The sequence below is a fragment of the Streptomyces sp. BBFR25 genome, from assembly GCF_044590125.1.
In the GTDB taxonomy this organism is placed as follows: domain Bacteria; phylum Actinomycetota; class Actinomycetes; order Streptomycetales; family Streptomycetaceae; genus Streptomyces; species Streptomyces canus_D.
The window spans coordinates 3027239-3047311 of sequence record NZ_CP172447.1 but is presented as its reverse complement, the minus strand read 5'-3'; the positions used below and the strand labels follow the sequence as shown (position 1 = coordinate 3047311).

18 protein-coding genes and 1 pseudogene are annotated in these 20073 nt (G+C 73.3%); 6 read left to right on the top strand and 13 right to left on the bottom strand.

Annotated elements, in window-relative coordinates:
* Window positions 1–15: 15 nt before the first annotated feature.
* The 10 genes from ACGH52_RS13775 to ACGH52_RS13730 all read right to left on the bottom strand — a co-directional run bounded on the left by ACGH52_RS13775 (window position 16) and on the right by ACGH52_RS13730 (window position 12231).
* On the bottom strand, window positions 16–1344 hold the full coding sequence (locus ACGH52_RS13775) for a hypothetical protein (protein WP_399939395.1): 1329 nt from the start codon (window positions 1342–1344) through the stop codon (window positions 16–18).
* A 70-nt stretch (window positions 1345–1414) separates the two neighbouring features.
* A complete protein-coding gene (locus ACGH52_RS13770; RefSeq protein WP_121701859.1) occupies window positions 1415–2464 on the bottom strand; it encodes a glutamate ABC transporter substrate-binding protein in 1050 nt (349 codons plus the stop codon).
* An 83-nt stretch (window positions 2465–2547) separates the two neighbouring features.
* Window positions 2548–3912, bottom strand: coding sequence for a hypothetical protein (locus ACGH52_RS13765; protein WP_107487804.1), 1365 nt, complete (start codon window positions 3910–3912; stop codon window positions 2548–2550).
* Between the two features lie 154 nt (window positions 3913–4066).
* Window positions 4067–5038, bottom strand: coding sequence for an N-acetylglucosamine kinase (locus ACGH52_RS13760; RefSeq protein ID WP_193777580.1), 972 nt, complete (start codon window positions 5036–5038; stop codon window positions 4067–4069).
* Window positions 5029–6294, bottom strand: a complete 1266-nt coding sequence (locus ACGH52_RS13755) for a 6-phospho-beta-glucosidase (RefSeq protein ID WP_399939390.1) — start codon at window positions 6292–6294, stop codon at window positions 5029–5031. The genes ACGH52_RS13760 and ACGH52_RS13755 overlap by 10 nt, the downstream gene beginning before the upstream one ends.
* Window positions 6295–6301: 7 nt before the next feature.
* Entirely contained in the window at window positions 6302–7213 is a 912-nt protein-coding gene (locus ACGH52_RS13750) for a carbohydrate ABC transporter permease (RefSeq protein ID WP_121701856.1), read from the bottom strand.
* Window positions 7210–8154 (bottom strand): carbohydrate ABC transporter permease, encoded by a 945-nt coding sequence (locus ACGH52_RS13745; RefSeq protein ID WP_059302388.1) that lies wholly within the window; start codon window positions 8152–8154, stop codon window positions 7210–7212. The genes ACGH52_RS13750 and ACGH52_RS13745 overlap by 4 nt, the downstream gene beginning before the upstream one ends.
* 6 nt (window positions 8155–8160) lie before the next feature.
* Window positions 8161–9498 (bottom strand): ABC transporter substrate-binding protein, encoded by a 1338-nt coding sequence (locus tag ACGH52_RS13740; protein ID WP_059302387.1) that lies wholly within the window; start codon window positions 9496–9498, stop codon window positions 8161–8163.
* 94 nt (window positions 9499–9592) lie between these two features.
* Window positions 9593–10810 (bottom strand): ROK family protein, encoded by a 1218-nt coding sequence (locus ACGH52_RS13735; protein ID WP_399939385.1) that lies wholly within the window; start codon window positions 10808–10810, stop codon window positions 9593–9595.
* 236 nt (window positions 10811–11046) lie between these two features.
* Window positions 11047–12231: a mechanosensitive ion channel family protein gene (locus ACGH52_RS13730; protein ID WP_399946744.1), complete on the bottom strand. Its 1185-nt coding sequence runs from the start codon at window positions 12229–12231 to the stop codon at window positions 11047–11049.
* A 256-nt stretch (window positions 12232–12487) separates the two neighbouring features.
* On the opposite strand from ACGH52_RS13730, the gene ACGH52_RS13725 reads away from it, so the two are divergent.
* Window positions 12488–13024, top strand: coding sequence for an HNH endonuclease (locus ACGH52_RS13725; RefSeq protein ID WP_059302385.1), 537 nt, complete (start codon window positions 12488–12490; stop codon window positions 13022–13024).
* A 31-nt stretch (window positions 13025–13055) separates the two neighbouring features.
* Here the strand turns inward: ACGH52_RS13725 and ACGH52_RS13720 are convergent.
* Window positions 13056–13596 (bottom strand): annotated as a pseudogene (locus ACGH52_RS13720) (Uma2 family endonuclease).
* A 24-nt stretch (window positions 13597–13620) separates the two neighbouring features.
* Window positions 13621–14277: a class I SAM-dependent methyltransferase gene (locus tag ACGH52_RS13715; RefSeq protein WP_399939382.1), complete on the bottom strand. Its 657-nt coding sequence runs from the start codon at window positions 14275–14277 to the stop codon at window positions 13621–13623.
* A gap of 254 nt (window positions 14278–14531) precedes the next feature.
* Here ACGH52_RS13715 and ACGH52_RS13710 point away from each other — a divergent pair, with 254 nt between their 5' ends.
* The 3 genes from ACGH52_RS13710 (at window position 14532) to ACGH52_RS13700 (ending at window position 17343) form a co-directional block, all read left to right on the top strand.
* On the top strand, window positions 14532–14843 hold the full coding sequence (locus tag ACGH52_RS13710) for a hypothetical protein (RefSeq protein ID WP_210977989.1): 312 nt from the start codon (window positions 14532–14534) through the stop codon (window positions 14841–14843).
* A gap of 9 nt (window positions 14844–14852) precedes the next feature.
* Entirely contained in the window at window positions 14853–16964 is a 2112-nt protein-coding gene (gene malQ, locus ACGH52_RS13705) for a 4-alpha-glucanotransferase (protein WP_399939379.1), read from the top strand.
* Window positions 16965–17049: 85 nt separating this feature from the next.
* Window positions 17050–17343 (top strand): hypothetical protein, encoded by a 294-nt coding sequence (locus ACGH52_RS13700; RefSeq protein ID WP_059302377.1) that lies wholly within the window; start codon window positions 17050–17052, stop codon window positions 17341–17343.
* An 88-nt stretch (window positions 17344–17431) separates the two neighbouring features.
* On the opposite strand, the gene ACGH52_RS13695 is transcribed toward ACGH52_RS13700, so the two are convergent.
* Window positions 17432–17950, bottom strand: a complete 519-nt coding sequence (locus tag ACGH52_RS13695; protein ID WP_210977991.1) for a MarR family winged helix-turn-helix transcriptional regulator — start codon at window positions 17948–17950, stop codon at window positions 17432–17434.
* A gap of 195 nt (window positions 17951–18145) precedes the next feature.
* On the opposite strand from ACGH52_RS13695, the gene ACGH52_RS13690 reads away from it, so the two are divergent.
* Together ACGH52_RS13690 and ACGH52_RS13685 are read left to right on the top strand one after the other, a co-directional pair.
* Window positions 18146–19066 (top strand): DMT family transporter, encoded by a 921-nt coding sequence (locus ACGH52_RS13690; protein WP_210977992.1) that lies wholly within the window; start codon window positions 18146–18148, stop codon window positions 19064–19066.
* A 9-nt stretch (window positions 19067–19075) separates the two neighbouring features.
* Complete coding sequence (locus ACGH52_RS13685; protein ID WP_076974345.1) at window positions 19076–19978, top strand: LysR family transcriptional regulator; 903 nt, start codon at window positions 19076–19078, stop codon at window positions 19976–19978.
* Window positions 19979–20073: the final 95 nt, after the last annotated feature.

Below are 20073 nucleotides of genomic sequence, written 5' to 3'. Positions count from 1 at the left end.
CGCTCCGGTCACCGCTCATGCGCCGGGCCCCGTCCGGTCCACCGGGCCGCCCTGGCCGGGCACGCGCCGTGCGGTGCCGAGCAGTTCGGCCGCCGCGTGCTGGTAGCGCAGCACGGCCTGCTCGGCGACGCGCAGGTCGCAGGGCGCGCTCCACAGCATGCGGCGGGCCTTCTCGTACTTCTCGGCCAGCTCGGGGTCCTCGGCGTGGCCCAGCCGGGCCATCTTCGCCTTGTACGCGTCGAGACGGCCGCGCAGCTCGGCGCGGACCGCGAGCGGCGCGGTGACCGCCGTCAACGACTCACGGGCCCGCAGCAGTTCGTCCTCGGCCTTCTCCTCCAGGGACTCCAGGAGCGGCGACAGCCGGTGCCACTGGGCGTGCCTGCGGTACTCGGCGGCCGCGGCGAGCTGCTCCTGGAGCACGATCGGCGGCCCGCCGACCACCGGGACCTCCGTCGCGGCGATCTTCGCCAGCACCTCGCCCCGCGCGGTACGGGCCTCGGCCAGCGTGCGGTCCGCGCGCGAGAGCACGTCCCGCAGCCGCACGATCCGCTGCTCGGCGTCCTGGCGCACCGCCAGCACCGCGTCGATCTCGCGGCGCACCTCCTCCAGGGCGCGCGCCTCCCGGTCGTAGACCGTGGTGTCGGGGCGGCCGCCGCCCGGCGCCGAACTGCCCTGGGCGGGCTGCCAGAAGGCCAGCGGGTCGGAGATCACCTGCTCCCGCAGCCGCGTCAGGGTGCGGGTGATCCGCTCCAGGTCGTCACCGGCCGGGTGCTCGCCGGGGCGCACGCCCACCGAGTGGGCCAGCTTGCGGGTGCGCTGCAGCTCGGCGGCGAGTAAATCGATCCGGGCGGGCAGCGCCGACCACACCGCGTCGGCGGCGACCACCATGTCCAGGGAACCGGCGTACAGCTGGTTCATCCGTTCCACCAGCGTCACCAGCGAGTACCGCTCGCTGAGCCGGCCCGGGCCGCCCTGCAGGGTGGGCGCGTTCGCGGTGGCTCCGCCGGACACCGTGACGGCCTCGCCGCGCAGCAGCTCCGTCAGCTCCGCCAGGTCCTCGCGGCTGGACCAGCGGCGCCGGGAGCGGATCTCCCGGGCGGTGCGCAGCGCGCCCGTGTACGCGTCGAAGTAGGACCACAGCAGCGTGATCGACGCCTCCGCGGCACTCCAGCGCTCGGCGGTGACGCCGGTCAGCTCGGCGCCCTCGAGGAGTCTGCGGCCCGCGTGGTCCTGGAGGGCGAGGAGCGAGGTCTCGATCGCCTCGTGCTCCGCGCCGAGCCGCGCCAGCGCACGGTCCACCTCGTCCCGGTCCATCACCGGCCCGGTGGGTCCCGTGTCGCCCATCGATCACCTCTCGCCGTCGCGGACTTGTGTGCCGTGCGTGTGTTCTGTGCTTCGCCTGCGCCGCCGCCGGTCAGCTCCTGCGCAGGTACTGCGGGGTCGGCGGCAGCGACTTCGCCGCACCGTCCATGGTCTCCGACAGCCACTCCTCGTACGAGTGCTGCCAGCCGCCCGCCCGGTCCGCGCGCCACTCCTCGAGGACCCGGTTGACCCGGCGTACCAGATCGTCGGCGTCCTTCTTCATCGCCACGCCGTAGTACTCGGTGGTGAAGGCGTCGCCCTTCAGTTCGACCGTCGGGTCCTGCGCGGCCTGGCTCGCGGCGAGGGCGCCGTCGGTGACCACCGCGTCCACCTCGCCGAGCTGGAGCCGCACCAGGCAGTCGAGTTGGTTGGGCACGGTGGTGCGCAGGTCGACGCCCTCGGCGAGCCTGCCGTCCCGCTGGTCCTGCTCCAGCGTGCTCAGCGCCGTCGAACCCGCCGCCGTGCAGATCTCCTTGCCGGCCAGCGTGCCGTCGTACCCGGTGATCTTCGAGGACTTGGGAGCCAGCACCTGCTGGCCGGTCCTGAAGTAGGGGGCGGAGAACGCGACGTCCTCCATCCGGTCGCAGTTGATGGTCATCGTGCGGACCACCATGTCGACCCGGCCGTCCTGGATCGCGGGGATGCGCTGGTCGGTGGGGATCGCCTTGAACTGCACCGCGTCCTCGTCGCCGAGGATGTCCTTGGCGATCCGGTGCGCCAGGTCGATGTCGAAGCCCTCCAGTTCGGCGTCGCCGCCGCTGTTCGGGTCGCGGTAGCCCCAGCGGTAGCTGTTCTGGTCGACGCCGACGATCAGCTTGCGCTTCTCGCCCTCGCGGGCGCGGATCTCGTCGATGGTGGGACCGTCGTCCCCGGACGGGGCGAGGGTCTGCTTCTCCGGGTCCGTGCACTCCTGCGCGGCCCGTGCCTGGCTGCCGTGGGCGACGCCGTGGCCGTCGTCGTCCGCAGCGCCGCCACCGCCGGTGCCGTGCCAGGGGACCATCGGCAGGAGCAGGGCAGCCAGCACCGCGAGGGCGCAGGCGAAGGCCATCGCCCCCACGCCGCCCCAGCCCTTCAGGCCGGTCCGCAACCGTCCCGCCCGCATCCGCACGCCCCCTCTCACGGGTCCTGCCTTCACGGCCTCCACGGGCACCCCTTCCCACCGGCCCGCCGGGCCCGCACCCCGACTCACCGGTACTCCGACAGCCTGCGGCCGATGCCTATGAGCGCGCCGGCCGCCCCCAGTGCGGCGAGCACGCCCGCGCCCTGCGGCAGGTAGCCCATCGCGTCCAGGCCGTCGCCCGCCGCCTGCTCGAACTCCGCCTTCTCGTGCTTCAGCGCGGTGGCGAGCGCGGCGTCGACGCCGTCGAAGCACTCCACCGTGGCGCCTTCGCCACCGATCACCAGGTTCAACGCCTGCTGGTAGTTGCCGTTCTCGTCCTGCGTACGGGCCGAGGTGTGGCGCTTCTTCCACTCCGTCATGTCGCCGTTCGCCGTGTCGACCGGCTGTTCGCCCGCCTTGTCGTCGGCGAGCCGCCCCGCCTCGGCCAGCGCCGCGCCGAGGCTGTCCAGGTTCTTGCCGAAGGCCAGGTCGTAGGAGTCGTACGTCTTGTCGCCCACCTTGGTCGTCTCCGCGCCGCGGGAGACCAGGGTCAGGTTCTCGTTGCCCCTCGCCTTGAGGGAGGCGATGCGGGCCTCGTTCAGCGCGTTGAGGGAGCGTACGCCGTGCTCGTAGGAGTCGGTCAGATGCGACCGCGCGACGCTGTGGCCGACGACCAGCCAGAGCAGCACCACCGCGGAGGCGGCGGTCGCCGCGACCAGGCCGTGGTTCAGCACGCGGTTGGTGCGCCGGTAGTTCCGGTGCTGGGCCCAGGCCAGCGCGGCGAGCAGGACGACGCCGAGGGCGATCGCCGCCCAGGGGTAGGGCTTGGCGTCGCCGTAGTCGGCGCCCAGCCGCTGGTTCTCCTTCTTGTAGAGGTCCTCCGCCGCCGGGAGCATCTCCTTCTGCATCTTCTCGTTGGCGTAGCGCAGATAGGCGCCGCCGACCGGGAAGCCCTGCCGGTTGTAGGTGCGGGCGCGCTCGACCAGGCCCTTGTACTCGGGCAGCAGGCGGTTGAGCTTCGCGATGGTCGTCGCCGCCGGTGACTTCGGCTCGGAGTTGGCGGCGGCCGTCACGAGCCCGTCGGCGGCCGTACGGATGCCGTTGTCGTAGCGCGTACGGGAGTCCTCCGTCTCCTGGCCGCCGGCCAGGAAGCCGCTGGAGGCCGCGGTGTTGGCCTCGGCCAGGGAGCGGTAGATGTCGGCCGCGGCGGAGCTGAGCGGCTGGCTGCGGGTGATGACGTCGTCGGCGGCCGTGGTCCGCGCGTTCATCTGCCAGGCGGTGACGGTGCCGAAGGCGACGACGAGCACGGCGAGCACCGCGCCGATGATGCGCAGCCGCCCCGGCTCGGTGACCGCCGCCGCGCGCAGCCGGTCCACGCCCTCGGCGAACGCGGTGCGCCGCGGCGCCGTGTCCGGCGGCGGTGGCGCGCTGGTCTCCGGCGCTTGAGTCACTGCTGACCTCCCCCATGGTCATCCGTCGCCGCAAGTATCGCTGTCCGCAGCGACATTCGCACCGGCCTTCGCCCGATCTTGATGTGGTCCCGGTGCAACGCACCACCCCTGCCCATGAATACGCCACGGGAACCGGTTCGGTTCCCGTGGCGGCTCAGGCGGCGAAGTGTGCCCGGGCGCGCTCCCCGGCCCCGGGCGCCGCGCCCACGTGGTCGAGGCCCAGCAGCACCGCGCCCAGCACCGGCCGGGCCGTCACCACCCGGGGCACGGCCTTGGGGGCACGGACCGCCAGCAGGTCCCGTATCCGCCCGTCGAGCTGCGGGTGCCGGGCCGCCAGCACGCTGCCGCCCAGCAGGACCGGCGCCGGTTCGGCCAGCAGGTCGAGGCGGGTCAGCGCGACCGTGGCCATGGCCACCACCTCGTCGGCCTGCCGGTCCACGACGGAGCGCGCCAGCGGGTCGCCGCCGGCCGCCGTGGCGAACAGCACGGGCGTCAGTTCGTGCCGCCGCGCCGGTTCGACCCGCCGCAGGTGCAGGGCCTCGATGAGGGCGTACATGGAGTCGAGGCCGAAGTGGGCCGGCAGGGTGCGGGCCAGTTCCGTCGCCTCGCCCCGGCCGTCCTCCGCGCGCGCGGCGTGCCACAGCGCCTCCTCGGCCAGACCCCAGCCGCCTCCCCAGTCGCCGGAGATGCGGCCGATGGCCGGGAAGCGGGCGGTGCGGCCGTCGGGGCGCATGCCGACGCAGTTCACACCGGCCCCGCACACGACCGCGACCCCCAGCGGCTCGGCGACGCCCGCCCGCAGGATCGCGAACGTGTCGTTGCGGACCTCGACGCTCACGCCCCACGCGCGCGCGTGCAGCGCGGCGGCCAGCTGCTCCTCCTCCACGGGCAGGTCGGCGTTGGCCAGACACGCCGACACATGCTCGACGGAGGCGACCCCGGCCGCCGCGAACGCCCGCGTCACCGCGTCCGCCAGGGTGTCCACCGCCCGTTCGACGCCGACCGCGGGCGGCCGGAAGGCCCCGCCGCGGGCCGTGCCGAGGACCTCCCCGTCGGCCGCCACCACGGCCACGTCGGTCTTGCTGTTGCCCGCGTCGACGGCGAGGACGCTTGCGCTCAGGCCCACGCGAGGTGCTCCCGGTTGTGCGCGATCAGCCGGTCGGTGAGCTGTTCGGCGTACGCGTACTGGCCCACGAGGGGGTGGGCGAGCAGCGCCCGGAAGACCCGGTCCCGGCCGCCGCGCAGGGCCGCGTCCAGGGCCAGGTCCTCGTAGGCGGTCACGTGCGCGATGAGCCCCGCGTACAGCGGGTCCACGTCCGCCACCGGCAGCGGGGCGGCACCCTTGCCGCCCACCGCGGCCGGGACCTCGACGACCGCGTCGTCGGGGAGGAAGGGCAGCGTGCCCCGGTTGTAGGTGTTCACCACCTGGTACGGGGAGCCCGTGCCGCCGAGCAGGGCGGCGGCGAGGTCGACGGCCGCCTCGGAGTAGTAGGCGCCGCCGCGCTTGGCGAGCAGCGCGGGCTTCTCGTCCAGGGCCGGATCGCCGTACATCTCCAGCAGTTGCCGCTCCATGTGGGCCACCTCGGCGGCCCGGGACGGCTTGGTGCGCAGCTCGTCGACGACCTCGTCGTGGGCGTAGTAGTAGCGCAGGTAGTAGGAGGGGACGACGCCCAGGCGGTCCAGGAGCGGGCGGGGCAGGCGCAGGTCGGCGGCGACCGCCTCCCCGTGCTCGGCCAGCAGGCGGGGCAGCACGTCCTCGCCCTCGGGACCGCCGAGGCGTACGCCGGTCTCCCAGGTGAGGTGGTTGAGGCCGACGTGGTCCAGGTGGACGTCGGCGGGCGCCACCCCGAGCAGCGCGGCGAACTTGCGCTGGAGCCCGATCGCCACGTTGCACAGCCCGACCGCCCGGTGCCCGGCCTGGAGCAGGGCGCGGGTGACGATGCCGACCGGGTTGGTGAAGTCGATGATCCAGGCGTCCGGGTTGGCCCGGCGCACCCGCTCGGCGATGTCCAGCACCACCGGCACCGTGCGCAGCGCCTTGGCGAGCCCGCCCGCGCCGGTCGTCTCCTGGCCGACGCAGCCGCACTCCAGCGGCCAGGTCTCGTCCTGCTGCCTGGCGGCCTGCCCGCCGACCCGCAGCTGGAGCAGCACGGCGTCGGCACCGTCGACGGCCGCGTCCAGGTCGGAGGTGGTGACCACGCGGCCATCGTGCCCCTGCCGGGCGAAGATGCGCCGGGCGAGGCCGCCGACCAACTCCAGCCGCTCCCGCGCCGGATCGACCAGGACCAGCTCCTGGACCGGCAGCGTGTCCCGCAACCGGGCGAAGCCGTCGATCAGTTCGGGCGTGTAGGTCGAACCGCCGCCGACCACGGTGAGTTTCATGAAGTCATCAACCCTTTACTCCGGTCAGTGTGACGCCCTCGACGAACGCCTTCTGCGCGAAGAAGAACACGAGGATCACGGGGGCCATGACCAGCACGGTCGCGGCCATGGTGAGGTTCCAGTCGGTGTGGTGGGCGCCCTTGAAGGACTCCAGGCCGTAGGAGAGCGTCCAGGCGCCGGGGTTCTCGGAGGCGTAGATCTGGGGGCCGAAGTAGTCGTTCCAGGCGTAGAAGAACTGGAAGAGGGCCACGGCGGCGATGCCCGGCCTGGCCATCGGCAGGACGACCTTCAGCAGGGTGCTCAGCTCCCCGCAGCCGTCGACCTTCGCCGCGTCCAGGTACTCGTCCGGGATGGTCAGCAGGAACTGGCGCAGCAGGAAGATGGAGAAGGCGTCGCCGAAGGCCATCGGGATGATCAGCGGCCACAGCGTGCCGGACAGGTCCAGCTGCTTCGCCCAGAACAGGTACATCGGGATGATGATCACCTGCGGGGGCAGCATCATCATCGAGATCACCAGCATCAGGGACAGGTGCCGCCCCCGGAAGCGGAACTTGGCCAACGCGTACGCCACCGGGATCGACGACGCCACGGTCAGCACGGTGCCGAGCCCCGCGTACAGCAGCGTGTTCTTCCACCAGGTGAGGAAGCCGGGCGTGTCCAGGACCGTGCGGTAGTTGCCCCACTCCCAGGTGTGCGGCCACAGGTCGCGGGTGAGGGCCTGCTGGTCGCTCATCAGCGAGGTGAGCACCACGAAGACGAACGGCAGCGTGAAGAAGAGGGCGGCGGCCACGCCGAGGGAGTGGACGGCGATCCAGTGCAGCAGGACGCGCCGGCGGGCGGTGCGCTCCTCGGTGGGCGGCGGGCCGGCGGCCGCGGCGGGCCGGGCCGGCAGCTGGGCCGTCGGTACCTGGGTGGTCATCGGTCACCTGCCTGGATCAGACCGCCCCGGCGGCGCATCAGCAGCGCCGTGAACGCCATGGCGAGCGCGAACAGTACGAGCGCGACCACACAGGCGGAGCCGTAGTCGAAGCGCTGGAAGCCGAGGTTGTAGACGAGCTGGGGGAGGGTGAGGGTCGACTTGTCGGGATAGCCGGGCTCGAAGGACTGGCCGGAGCCGCCGATGATCCCGGAGGCGACCTTCCCGGCGACCAGCGGCTGCGTGTAGTACTGCATGGTCTGGATCACGCCCGTGACCACGGCGAACAGCACGATCGGCGAGATGTTCGGCAGCGTCACGAACCGGAACCGCTGCCAGGCCGACGCCCCGTCCAGCTCGGCCGCCTCGTACTGCTCCCTCGGCACGTCGAGCAGCGCGGCCATGAAGATCACCATCAGGTCGCCCACGCCCCACACCGCGAGCGCGGTCAGCGCCGGTTTGGACCAGGCGGCGTCCGTGAACCAGCCGGGCGCCGGTACGCCGAGGCCCTCCAGGACCGAGTTGACCGGCCCCGTGCCGGGGTTGAGGAGGAAGACGAAGGCCAGCGTCGCGGCGACGGGCGGGGCGAGGTAGGGCAGGTAGAAGAGGGTGCGGAAGACCCCGGCGCCCGTCTTGATCTTCGTGATGAGCAGCCCGACCCCGAGCCCGAACGCCACCCGGCAGGTCACCATCACCAGGACCAGCCAGAGGGTGTTGCGCAGCGCGGGCCAGAACAGCGGGTAGTCCTGGAAGACGTACGCCCAGTTCTCCAGGCCCCGGAACTCCGGGACGCCGAAGCCGTCGTACTTCATCAGCGAGAAGTACACGGTGGACACCAGGGGATAGGCGAAGAAGACGCCGAACCCGACGAGCCACGGTGACATGAAGGCCGCCGTCCGAAGCGCCGAGGACCGGCGCTTCGCGCGGAGCGTGTGGGTGGCCATGGACCGCTACTTCGCCTGCGCGATGTCGCGGTCGATCTGCGCGGCGGTCTTCTCCAGACCGGCCTGGAGATCCTTCACCTTGCCCGACTCGTACTGGTAGCCGAAGTCCTGGAGGGTCAGCTGGTACGTGGCGCCGTTGACGGAGGCGGGCGGGGAGTTCGACTCGGGGTGCTGGGCGATGTCCAGGAAGGTCTTGAACGCCGGGTCGGTCTTCAGGTCGGGGGACTTGAGGGCCGGGAAGGTGGAGGGCACGTTGCGGATGGCGTTGGCGAAGGCGACGACGGCCCCGGTGTCGGTCGTCATGTACTTCACCAGCTCCCACGCGGCGTTCTGCTTCTTGCTCTGCGGGGCGATGCCCATGACGGTGCCGGACAGGAACCCCTTGCCGTACTCGTCCGCCTCGTCGTCGGCGACGGGCATCGGCGCGGTGCCGATCTCGAAGTCGACGCCCGCGTCCTTCGCCATGCCGAGCCGCCACTCGCCGTCCAGCTGCATGGCGACCTGGCCGGTCTGGAAGGGGTGCTTGGCGCCCCACTCGTCACCGAAGGTGTTGCGGTACCTCTCCAGCTTCTCGAAGCCGCCCAGGTCGTCGACGAGCTTCTTCTGGTACGTGAACATCTCGGCGAAGGCCGGGTCCTCGGCGACGCTGGACTTGCCGTCCTCGTCGAAGTAGGCGTGGTCCCACTGGGACATGTAGTGGTCGACGACGGTCTCGTAGCCGTGGTAGTTCGGCATGAAGCCGAGTTGCTGGTACCCCTCGCCCTTGGTCTTCGTCAGCTTCTTCGCCACCTGGGCGAACTCCGACCAGGTCTTCGGCGGGGCCTTGATCCCGGCCGCCTCGAAGGCGTCCTTGTTGTAGTAGAGGCCGTAGGCGTCGCCGAGCAGCGGCAGGGCGCAGCGCGTCCCCTCGAACTGGGTGTACTCCAGCATCGGCTTCGGGATCAGTGCGTCGAGATCGAGCTTGGACTTCTCGACGAAGGGCTTCAGGTCGAGGAAGGCGCCCGAGGAGCAGAACTTGCCGATGTTGGAGGTGGTGAACGAGGACACCACGTCGGGGCCGCTCGAACCGCCCGCGCGCAGGGCCTGGTTGAGCTTGTCGTCGTTGATGTTGCCGACGACCTTCACCTTGATGTTGGGGTGCGCCTTCTCGAAGCGGTCCACGTTGGCCTGCACGGCCTTCACCTCGGCGGGCGCGCTCCAGCCGTGCCAGAAGGTGAGGGTCGTCTCGGCGTCCGGGTCGTCGGAGGCGCCGGATTCGGACTGGCCGGTACAGGCGGTGGCGAGCAGCGCGAGCGAGGCGGAGGCGGCGATCGCGAGGGCCGCTTTTCGGGATATTCCGGGCATGGCGAAGCTCCCAGGGGCAGGGTGGGGACAGGTGGGTGGGGCGGGGTGGGGCCGGTGGGACGGGGCGGGGTGGAGCCGGTGGGTGGCGCGGGGGTCAGCGCGAGGTGTCGAAGACCTCGTCGCGGGTGGTCGCGAGCGCGCTCTCCAGCGCGCCGCGCAGGACGGGGTGCTCGGCCACCTCGCCGACGGCGAGCCGGGGCCGGGAGGCGGCCAGTTCCTCCAGCTCGTCCCGGACCAGGTCGCGCAGCGCCTCCCCGCCCGCGGTGAGGGCGGTGCCGCTCAGCACCACCAGCTCGGGGTCGAGCACCGAGACGAGGGAGGCGAGGCCGGTGGCCAGGCGGGTGGCGTAGGTCTGGAGCAGTCGGCGGTGCGGGCCGTCGCCGGTGCCCGCCCGCGCCGCCCGGGCGACCAGGGCGGCGGCGACCTCGGTGTACGGCCCCGAGGGCACGTCGGTGACCCCCAGCTCCCGGGCCAGTCCCGCCAGGGCCTGGGAACCGGCCAGCTCCTGGAAGCCGCCGCTGCCGGTGCGGCTGACCTTGCGGACCAGCGGCGCGCCCGGCACCGGCAGGAACCCGACCTCCCCGGCGCCGCCGGTCCAGCCGCGGTGCAGCCGGCCGCCCAGGACCAGGGCGGCGCCCAGACCCTCCTGGTTCCACAGCAGGACGAAGTCCTCGTGCCCCCGGGCCGCGCCGAGGCGCTGCTCGGCCACGGCGGCGAGGTTCACGTCGTTCTCGTACTCCACCGGCATCGGCAGGGCGGCGGCGAGTTCCTCCAGGAGGGCGGGGGAGTGCCAGCCGGGCAGGTGGGAGGCGTACCGCAGCCGCCCGGTGCCGGGGTCGAAGGCGCCCGGCGTGCCGACGACGAGGCGGCGGACGTCGGCGCGGGCGAGTCCGGCGGCCTTCACCGCGCCGTCGAGGGCGTCGGTGACCTGCTGGACGACGGGGACGGCGGGGCGGCGGCCCGGGGTGGGCAGCTCGTACCGGCCGACGGTGCGCCCGGTGACGTCGGCGACCGCGGCCAGGATGCGGCCCGGGCTGACGTCGAGCCCGGCGGCGTACGCGGCGGCCGGGTTGACCTCGTAGAGCTGGGCGCCGGGCCCGGGGCGCCCCTCGGTCGTGCCCCCCGCCAGGACCAGCCCCGCCGCCTCCAGGCGGGCCAGCAACTGCGAGGCGGTCGGCTTCGACAGACCGGTCAGCTTGCCGATCCGGGTCCGGGACAGCGGCCCGTGCTCCAGCAGGAGGTCGAGTGCGGCCCGGTCGTTCATGGCGCGCAGGACGCGCGGGGTGCCCGGCGTACCGGCGGTTCCTGCCATGCGTGTCCACACCTGCCTCTCGACCGCTCAGCTTTTCAGGGGGCGGCGGGGGAAGTCCACCGCGGACTCCACCGCGAGGTCCACCGCGAAGTCCACCGCACCCGGATACTGTTAGGAAAGTTTCCTGTTGGCTGGAAAACGTAGGCCCGCCGCCGGGAGCCGTCAAGAGAGCGCCCCCGAGGCAACGCAGTCGTTACCTCGGGGGCGGAAGAGAGCGGGGCGGCCGGGCGGGCCGGTTACTTGGTGGTGCTGGGCGGCGGAATGGGGGAGGCCGCCATGGACTGCGGCGACACGGTGCTCGCGTACGCCGACGGCGCCGCGACGCCCGCCGTCGGGTCGGCGACGGCCGGGGCGCCCTCCATCGGGACGGTGGCGCCGCCGACGATCGCGATGCCGGCCGCGTCGAAGGCCCGCTTGATGCGCCAGCGCAGCTCACGCTCGACGGTGAGGGACTTGCCGGGCATGGTCTTCGCGGAGACCCGCACCACCATGGAGTCGAGCAGTACGGAGTCCAGGCCGAGCGTCTCGATGGGCCCCCAGAGCATCTCGTTCCAGGGCTCCTCCTTGCTCATCCGCTCGCCGACCGCGGAGAGGGTCTCCTTCACCTGGTCCAGGTCCTGGTCGGAGCGGACGGTCACGTCGACCCCGGCCGTGGACCAGCCCTGGGAGAGGTTGCCGATGCGCTTGACCTCGCCGTTGCGGACGTACCAGATCTCGCCGTCGACGCCGCGCAGCTTGGTCACCCGCAGCCCGACCTCTATGACCTCGCCGGAGGCGACGCCCGCGTCGATGCTGTCGCCGACGCCGTACTGGTCCTCCAGGATCATGAACACGCCGGACAGGAAGTCGGTGACCAGGTTGCGGGCGCCGAAGCCGATCGCGACACCGGCGACACCGGCGGAGGCCAGCAGCGGGGCCAGGTTGATCTGGAAGGTGCCGAGCACCATCAGGGCCGCGGTGCCGAGGATGAGGAAGCTGGCCACCGAGCGGAGCACGGACCCGATGGCCTCGGAGCGCTGGCGGCGCCGCTCGGCGTTGACCAGCAGGCCGCTCAGCGCGGTGCCGCCGGAGGCGCCGCTCCTGCGGTTCATCCGGTCTATCAGCTTGGTGATCGCCCGCCGCACCACCGCGCGCAGCACGACCGCGATCACCACGATCAGCAGCACCCGCAGCCCGATCGCGAGCCACGTCGACCAGTTCTCCTCGACCCAGCCCGCGGCGTTGGTCGCGCTCTCGTGGGCCTCCTTCAGCGAGGGCACGGTCGGGGTCGTCGGTGACGGCGACGGCGAGGGCGACGACGCAGAGGACGCGGACGGCGAACCGGCGGCCAGCAGGGGCAGGACGGCGGCGGACAGGGACACGGCGGAAACCTCCAGGTGCGGCGGCCCGTCCTGCGCGGTCCGGTCCGAGGTCCGGTCCAAGGTCACGGAAAGGTCACCGGACGGGCAGATGCACCACACTAACGGGGCACCGGACGCGGTTCGGCCCGAAATGGGCGGGCGAGACACTGCTCACCCACACCAGAACTGGTCACGCCCGCGACCGCGCTTCGCGTGTGGTCGAAAACACTCCCAGCCCGTTACCGGGACATGGTGGCGCTACGACCAGGCATGAGGGGAGACTGAACCAGATCGTCCCGGCGCGAGCCACGCGCCGCCGACGCCCAAGGAGGCACCCGTGCCGCATGTCCTGGTCCTCAACGCGTCGTACGAGCCACTCGGCGTCGTACCGCTCCGCCGCGCGCTCGTCCTCGTCCTGGAGAACAAGGCCGTGTGCCTCGAGGAGTCCGGCGCCTATCTGCACAGCGCGACCGTCACCGTGCCCGCACCCAGCGTGGTCCGGCTCAAGCGGTTCGTGCGGGTGCCCTACCGTGGCCCCGTCCCGCTCACCCGCCGTGCCCTGTTCGCCCGCGACGGAGGCCGCTGCATGTACTGCGGCGCCGTCGCCACCAGCGTCGACCACGTCGTCCCGCGCAGCCGCGGGGGCCTGCACGCGTGGGACAACGTGGTGGCGTCCTGCCGCCGCTGCAACCACGTCAAGGCCGACCGCCACCTGGTCGAGCTGGGCTGGCGCCTGCGCCACAAACCGGCCCCGCCCACCGGCCTGGCCTGGCGCATCATCGGCACCGGCCATCGGGACCCGCGCTGGATGCCGTACTTGCAGCCGTACGGCGCGGAGGACGCCATGGCCCGGATCGACGGCATCTCCGCCTGACGTCCGGGCCTCCGCTTGCTCGTGCTCCGGGTCAGCGCACCCAGTTCTTCAGCGGCTCGGTGTCCAGGGCCATCTCGACCGGCTCGGGCAGCGCGACCTCCTTGCCGAAGGGCAGCGTCCGCACGGTCTCGTACCGCCCTCCGTCCGGACGGCTGTGCACCTTGACCTCGCGGGTGTCCCGGTCGATCAGCAGATACACCGGGATGCCCGTCTCCGCGTAGGCCCGCGGCTTGTCGACCCGGTCGCGCCGATCGGTGTCCGAGTCGTACGAGGTGAACCTCGACGACCATGAGGACGGGGGCGGGGTCGGCCCATTCGCCCGCCCCGGCGAAGGCGTGGCTGGGGACGAGCGAACCGTCGGGGCGGGCACGGCCCTCGCGGTGGCGCCCGACGCTCAGTCCCTGCCGGGAGTCGAGCCACAGCTCGGGGCGCTGTGACAGGCAGGTGCGCGTGAGCCACTGGATGACGCGCCCCCGGGATCCGTCGGGCCAGACCTTCCGGCCGAGACGCCCACCGAGGAACTCCAGCCGGGCCTCCTCTCTCACGTGACCACCACCACTGCGGGGGTCCACACAACGTAGAGGAGATCGGGCCGGTCAGGGGCGGCGCCAGATGAGGGTGTAGCGCCAGAAGAGGCGGCGGCGCAGTCGGGCGCCGGGCAGAAGCGTGTGGGCCTGCACGGCGATGTCGGAGAAGGCCATGCCGGCCGGGCGGGTCCGGGCGGTCATCGAGGTGGGCGGGGCGGCGGCCCGGCCCCTGTTCTTGAGCCACCCGAGGGCGACGTTCGGGAGGACGGCGGCCGCGCCGAGAAAGTGGTCCGTGGCGGTCCGCGGCCGGTAGAGGCCGACGACGACCAGGGTGCCGCCGGGAGCGAGGCGGCTGCGGTAGGTGTCGAGGGCCTCGGTGAACGGCAGGTGGTGGAGGGTGGCGACGCAGGTGATGGCGTCGTGGGGCCCGGCGGGGATGCCCGTCAGGGCGTCCGCGACGGTGAAGGACACCGCCGTCGGCCCGGGAGTCAGCGCGCTCGCCTGCGAGACGATCACGGGATCGGAGTCGACGCCGTGGACCGCGTCGGCGCGGGCGGCGAGCAGGCGGGCCAGGTCGCCGGTGCCGGAACCGATGTCCAGCGCGCTGCCGAAGCGGTCGGGGAGCTGCCGCAGGATCCAGTGGTGGTAGTGGGCGTTGTGGTCCCAGGGATGTGCGGCGTTGAACCGGTCGAGCGTCTGTACGAGTCGGTGGGGCAGCGACGGCATCTGTCTCCTTCGACGGACCGGTTTGGGCGGTCCGTGCGTGGGTTAGGTGATTTTTTGGCCGGGTCTGGATGTATTCGGGAGGGGCTGGACGTGACCAGGACCACGTTGGCGGTATTGGGGCGTCTGTCCTCGCGCGGACTGGGTAGGGGCTGCCGTAACTCGCCACAAGCGTGCTCGACACCACGCCCGACCCAGAGCCTGATCCAGAGCTTGATCCAGAGTCCGACCCAGAGCCTGATCCAAAGGAGACCCCCGTGGCTGCACTGGCACCCCTTCTGCTGCCGTCCCCCTCCAAACCCGTGGCGGAGCCGTCCACCCCCTGGGCGGAGCCCTCCGCCGCCTCCGAGACCCCGCACTACTGCGTCTTCGGCGCCACCGGAAGCTGCGCCGAGACCCCGCTGACCAGCGAACCGCCGCTGCCCGACGCCGAGCCCCTCACCAGCGAGTCGCCGTTCGCCGACGCCGTACCGCTGACCAGCGAGTCCTCGCCCGAACTCACGGCCGACGTGCCGGATCAGGGCGGCCCCTCCTTCGCCGTCCCCGTCCCGGAACCCACGAGGTCGTAGAGGAAGCAGATGCCCGCAGCCCAGCCGGCCGAGCCCCCCGCCGAGGACCTTCCCGAGGATCTGACCAGGCTCGCCGCCCTGCACGGCGTCGCCACCTCCTACCGCCCCTCCCCGGACCGCACCGTCCCCGCCTCGGCCACCGCCGTCACCCTCGCGCTGGCCGCCCTCGGCGTGGACGCGAGCAGCCCCGGGACCGTACGGGCCGCGCTCGCCGCCCGCGAGGCCGAGCTGCGCGAACGGCTGCTGCCGCCCACCGTCGTCCGCTGGGACGGCGGCGCCGACCCGCCCGCGCTGGCCGCCCTGCCCGCGGGCACCCGGCTGCGCGTCGACACCGAGCAGGGCGAGCGCCACGACGGCGCCGGGCGGCTTCCGCACGGGGTGCACCGGCTGACCGCCACCGCGCCCGACGGTCGCACCGCCGAGGCCCACCTGATCGTCGCGCCCGCCCGGCTGCCCACCCCCGCCGCCCGCTCCCACGGGCTCCTCGTCCAGCTCTACTCCCTCCTCTCCCGCCGCTCCTGGGGCATGGGCGACCTCGGCGACCTCGGCGAGCTGGCCGCCTGGGCCGGACGCTCCCTCGGCGCCGGATTCGTCCAGGTCAACCCGCTGCACGCGGCCGTACCCGGCGTCCCCACCGATCCCTCCCCCTACCGGCCGTCCTCGCGCCGCTTCCCCGACCCGGTGCACCTGCGGATCGAGGACGTGCCCGAGTCCGCGTACGTCACCGACCACGAGCGCGCCCGTGCCCTGCGCGAACGGGCCGGGCGGCTGCGCGAGGGCGTCCTGGACAAGGGCGCCCTCATCGACCGGGACGCCGTGTGGGAGCTGAAGCGCGAGGCCCTGGCACTGCTCCACGAGGTCCCCCTCGGCCCCGGCCGCCGCGCCGCCTACTGCGACTACCTCGCCGAACAGGGCACCGCCCTGGAGGACCACGCCACCTGGTGCGCCCTCGCCGAGGTCCACGGCTCCGACTGGCACCGGTGGCCGGAAGGCCTGCGCGACCCCCGTTCCGCCGACACCGACCGCGCCCGCCGCGAGCTGATGGACCGCGTCGACTTCCACTCCCGGCTCACCTGGCTGACCGACACCCAGCTCACCGCCGCCCAGCACACTGCCCGCGAGGCGGGCATGCCGGTCGGGATCGTCCACGACCTCGCCGTCGGCGTGCACCCGCGCGGCGCCGACTCCTGGGCGCAGCAGGAGTACTTCGCCGCCGGGATGTCGGTGGGCGCGCCGCCGGACGCCTTCAACTCCCTCGGCCAGGACTGGGGTCTGCCGCCCTGGCGTCCGGACCGCCTCGCCGCGTCCGGGTACGCGCCCTTCCGGGGGCTGCTGCGCGGCCTCTTCCGGTACGCCGGAGCCCTGCGGGTCGACCACGTCATGGGCCTGTTCCGGCTCTGGTGGGTGCCCGAGGGCCGGCCGCCCACCGAGGGCACCTACGTCCACTACGATGCCGAGGCCATGCTCGCCGTCCTCGTCCTGGAGGCCGACCGGGCCGGTGCCGTCGTCATCGGCGAGGACCTGGGCACCGTGGAGCCCGGGGTGCGCGAGGCGCTGCGCGAGCGCGGGGTGCTGGGCACCTCGGTGCTGTGGTTCGAACGGGACTGGACCGGCGACGGCCGCCCCCTGCCGCCCGAGCGGTGGCGCGCCGACTGCCTGGCCACCGCCACCACCCACGACCTGCCGTCCACCGCCGCCCGCCTCACCGGAGAGCACGTCGAACTCCGCGACCGGCTCGGCCTGCTCACCCGCCCGCTGGAGGAGGAGCGCGCCGAGGCCGCCGCGGACACCGCGGAGTGGCTCGACGTACTGGCCCGGCTGGGCCTGCTGCACGGCACCGGCGGCCACACCGGAACGCCCGCCGAGGAGGCGGAGATCCAGGCCGTGCACCGCTTCCTGCTGCGCACCCCCGCCCGCATGGTCGGCCTCTGGCTCCCGGACGCCGTCGGCGACCGCCGCCCGCAGAACCTGCCCGGCACCTGGGACCAGTACCCGAACTGGCGGCTGCCCGTCGCCGACGCCGAGGGCCGCCCGGTGACGCTGGAGGACCTGGCGGCCTCGCCCCGCCTGCACGCCCTGATCGACGTCGTACGGGAGCGCGGCGGCGACCTGGACGGCTGAGCGGGGCGGCCGTGCCGTGTGCCCGCGGGCCCCGTACGGGCACCCCGGGCGCGCGGTCGCCGGGACCGTTCGCTAACTTTGCACCGTGGACAAGAAGAACGCCCTGCGCGCCGGCGCCCTGGCAGCCGGTACGACGCTGATGATGCTGCTCATGTCGTCCCCCGCGCTCGCGCTGACGCGCGACGACGGCGACGACCCCGGCACCGGCCTGAGCGTCGTCGAGACGCTGGGTCTCTACGTCCTGGCCCCGCTCGCGCTGTTCGCGGTCATCGCGGGCCTGGTCATGGCCCTGGACCGGTCCCACCCGGACCACCGCGTGTCGACTCCCGGCACGAAGGCCAAGACCAAGGCCAAGGCGAAGGTCGGCGCGAAGGCCTGACCTCCCGCCCACCACTTCACCGAGGGCGCCGCACCCACCGCACGTACGCGGAGGGGACGGCGCCCTTCGGCGTTTGCGCGGGCGGTCCCTACTTCTCCGTACCGGCGAGGAGGTCCCGCAGCAGGCCGGCCAGCTGACCGGCCCGTTCCGCGTCGAGGGAGGCCAGCGCCTCGGTCTGGGCGTCGAGGCCCGCGCCGACCGCCTCGTCGATCAGTTCGAGACCCCGTTCGGTGAGCGTGACCTGCAAGCCGCGGCGGTCGTGCGGGTCGGGGGAGCGGCGCAGCAGCCCCGCCCGCTCCAGCTTGTCCAGGCGGCCGGTCATGCCGCCGGTGGTGAGCATCAGCGTGGCCGAGAGCTGCCGGGGGGAGAGCGTGTACGGCTCGCCGGAGCGGCGCAGGGTGGCCAGGGCGTCGAACTCCCCGCGCGAGATCCCGAAGCGCGCGTACGCCTGCTCCATCCGGTCGCCCATCGCGCGCGCCAGCCGGAAGACCCGGCCGAACACCTCCATGCCGGCCGTGTCCAGGTCGGGCCGCACCGCCGCCCACTCGTCGATGATCACGTCGACGGGGTCCTTGCGGGGGGCGGGCTGCGGGGGGCGTTCTGTCATGGGGTCAGTATCGAGAGCGTTCCGCTCGGCCGCAAGAAAGTAGCTTTCCATAAACTTACTTAGAAGTAAGCCAGCTGTCAGTCCCCTCCATCTTTCAGTTCTGCTTCACAGAACGGTCGGAAAGTTTCGATGGACCTGATGGGTTCCACCCTGCGACGGTAGGCCCGCCAGGCCCCCGACCAGGAAAGGACCTACGTGGCCACAGCCGCCCCCCGCACCACCCCCCGACGGACCGCCGAGGCGCGGCCGACGGCGCCCGTCGCCCTCGGGCTCGCGCTCGCCGTCCTCGCCACCCTCGTCTGGTCCGGCAGCTTCGTCACCTCGCGGGCCCTCGGCGACAGCGTGCCGCCCGTCCAGCACGCCTTCTGGCGATGGGTGGTGGCCCTCGCCGTCGTCGCCCCCTTCGGCGCCCGGCGGGCCTGGCGGCAGCGCGCCCTGATCCGGCGCCACCTCGGTTTCGTGGTCCTTGCCTCCCTGCTGGGCGTGACCGTCTACAACACCCTCGTCAACCAGGCCGGCGTCACCACCCCCGCCGCCAACATGGGCATGATCATGGCGGCCTCCCCGGTGCTCATGGCCCTGTACGAACGGGCGGGCGGCGTCCGGCTCGGCGGCCGCCGGATCGCCGGGCTGGTCGTCGCCTGCGCGGGCGTCCTGCTGCTCGTCGGAGGGGACGGGGCGTCCTTCTCGGCCGGAGACCTGTGGATGATCGCCGCCGCCTGCTGCTTCGGGTCGTACAGCGCGCTGCTGCGCCGCCGGCCCGCGGGGCTGGACGGGGCGGGGTTCCTGTTCACCACGTTCCTGTGCGGCACGGTGCTGCTGCTGCCCGCGCAGGGCGTCAGCCTCGCCGTCCAGGGCGCCTTCCGGCCGACGGCGGAGACCGTCTGGCCGCTGCTGTACGTCGGCGTCGCCTCCTCCGCCGTCGCGTTCTTCGCCTGGAACAAGGCGATCTCCCTGATCGGACCGTCCCGCGCCGGGGTCGTCTACTACCTCCAGCCGGTGTGCGTCGCCCTGCTGTCCTGGGCGCTGCTCGCCGAACCGACCGGCTGGGCGCAGGCGGGCTGCATGGCGCTGATCCTCGGCGGCGTCGTCCTCGGCGCGGGGGCGCGCCGGTAGGTTGCCGCCATGGCCGACTGGGACATCCGCAAGCTGCACATCCTGCGGACGCTGCGCGAGAGGGGCACGGTGACCGCGACGGCCGAGGCGCTGCACATGACGCCGTCCGCCGTCTCCCAGCAGCTGACGAACCTCTCCAGGCAGCTCGGGGTGGAGCTGCTCCAGGCCCACGGCAGAAGGGTCCGGCTGACGGACGCGGCCCGGCTGGTGTTGCGGCACGCCGAGGCGGTGTTCGAGCAACTGGAACGCGCCGACGCGGAGTTGGCGGCCCACCTCCGCGGGGAGGCGGGCGAGGTCAGGGTCGGCGCCTTCTCCACCGCCGTGCCCGCCCTGGTCGTACCGGCCGTCACCGCGCTGCGCGCCACGCACCCGGGGGTCGCGGTGCGGGTGCGGGAGGCCGAGGCGCAGGAGGCGTACGAGCTGCTGGCCGCCGGGGAGGTGGACCTCGCGCTGTCGCTGGCCGCGCAGGCGCCGACCGTCGTCGACCCGCGCTTCACCCGCGTCCCGCTGCTCGCCGACCCGCTGGACGTCGCCCTGCCCGGCGACCACCCGCTGGCCCGCGCGCAGCGGCTGCGGCTGGCCGACCTCGCCGCCGAACCGTGGATCTTCGGCGGCAGCGGGCCCTGGTCCGAGATCACCCGCGGCGCCTGCGAGGCCGCCGGGTTCCGCCCCCACCAGGGCCACGCGGCGGCCGGCTGGCCGGCGATCCTCGCCATGGTCGAGGCGGGCATGGGCGTCGCCCTGGTACCGCGCATGGCGGCCGTGCCCCGGGAGGGCGTGGCGATGCGCGAGCTGCACGCGGACCGCCCCGTCCGACACGTGGTCGCGGCCGTGCGCAACGGTGCGCAGGAGGCCCCCGCGATCGCCACCGTCCTGACGGCCCTGCGCGCGGCGGCGGACGCGCGGGCCTGACCGTCCGCCCGGGCGCACGCGAGGGGGCGCCCGGCGCGACACGCGCACCGGACGCCCCCTCGTACCCACCGCCTACTCGGTAACCGGCCCTCGGT

Excerpts from the sequence above, each read along its gene's own strand:
- ACGH52_RS13745 (WP_059302388.1), bottom strand. The coding sequence starts at position 8,154 with ATGGCCACCCACACGCTCCGCGCGAAGCGCCGGTCCTCGGCGCTTCGG.
- malQ (WP_399939379.1), top strand. The coding sequence starts at position 14,853 with ATGCCCGCAGCCCAGCCGGCCGAGCCCCCCGCCGAGGACCTTCCCGAG.
- ACGH52_RS13755 (WP_399939390.1), bottom strand. The coding sequence starts at position 6,294 with ATGAAACTCACCGTGGTCGGCGGCGGTTCGACCTACACGCCCGAACTG.
- ACGH52_RS13695 (WP_210977991.1), bottom strand. The coding sequence starts at position 17,950 with ATGACAGAACGCCCCCCGCAGCCCGCCCCCCGCAAGGACCCCGTCGAC.
- ACGH52_RS13775 (WP_399939395.1), bottom strand. The coding sequence starts at position 1,344 with ATGGGCGACACGGGACCCACCGGGCCGGTGATGGACCGGGACGAGGTG.
- ACGH52_RS13770 (WP_121701859.1), bottom strand. The coding sequence starts at position 2,464 with ATGCGGGCGGGACGGTTGCGGACCGGCCTGAAGGGCTGGGGCGGCGTG.
- ACGH52_RS13685 (WP_076974345.1), top strand. The coding sequence starts at position 19,076 with ATGGCCGACTGGGACATCCGCAAGCTGCACATCCTGCGGACGCTGCGC.
- ACGH52_RS13715 (WP_399939382.1), bottom strand. The coding sequence starts at position 14,277 with ATGCCGTCGCTGCCCCACCGACTCGTACAGACGCTCGACCGGTTCAAC.
- ACGH52_RS13735 (WP_399939385.1), bottom strand. The coding sequence starts at position 10,810 with ATGGCAGGAACCGCCGGTACGCCGGGCACCCCGCGCGTCCTGCGCGCC.
- ACGH52_RS13740 (WP_059302387.1), bottom strand. The coding sequence starts at position 9,498 with ATGCCCGGAATATCCCGAAAAGCGGCCCTCGCGATCGCCGCCTCCGCC.
- ACGH52_RS13750 (WP_121701856.1), bottom strand. The coding sequence starts at position 7,213 with ATGACCACCCAGGTACCGACGGCCCAGCTGCCGGCCCGGCCCGCCGCG.